The 560-nt window shown below is 70.0% G+C and carries 1 pseudogene; it reads right to left on the bottom strand.

The annotated features are described in order from the left end of the window. Positions 1-531, bottom strand: a pseudogene (locus tag EOA33_RS38055) (translocation/assembly module TamB domain-containing protein); the annotation flags it as partial. Positions 532-560: the final 29 nt, after the last annotated feature.

Below are 560 nucleotides of genomic sequence, written 5' to 3'. Positions count from 1 at the left end.
GGCCGGACCGGTCAGCTTGAGCGAGCCGCCAAGCTCGGCGTCGACGCCCCGGCCCTGGATGAATATCTGATTTGGCGCGTTGACGGTGACGTCGAGGGCAAGACCGCCGCCGCCACCGCTGCCGCCGCTGGCGGAAGCCGGGCGCAGCGCCTTGTCCTGCGCGCGCACCGCGGCCGGCGCGCCCTTGTGCCTGACGTTGAGCGCCGCCAGCGAGCCCGGCAGCTTCTCGGGAACGGTGATGACGGTCTTGGCCAGGATGATTGTGCCTGCGACCACCGGCGCCGAGACAAGCGGCCCCTTGATGGTCAGGTCGCCGCCAAGATTGGCGGTCACCACCCGGCCGTCCGTGTAGCGGCCGTCGGTCAGCTTGACCGAAAGATCGGCCGGGAACCCTTGCGCCGGATTGATGCCGACCGTGCCGCTGGCCGACAGGCTGCCGCGCGTCGACAGCGTGCCGGTCAGACGATTGATCCTGGCCACGCCGGCGCCGATCGAGACGTCGGCGGCGATATCGTTGACGGCAAGGCCTGTCGCTGAGCGGCACCGCCAACGTCAATGTC

The sequence above is a fragment of the Mesorhizobium sp. M4A.F.Ca.ET.050.02.1.1 genome (genome assembly GCF_003997725.1).
GTDB lineage: Bacteria > Pseudomonadota > Alphaproteobacteria > Rhizobiales > Rhizobiaceae > Mesorhizobium.
This window is presented reverse-complemented; position numbering and strand designations above follow the sequence as displayed.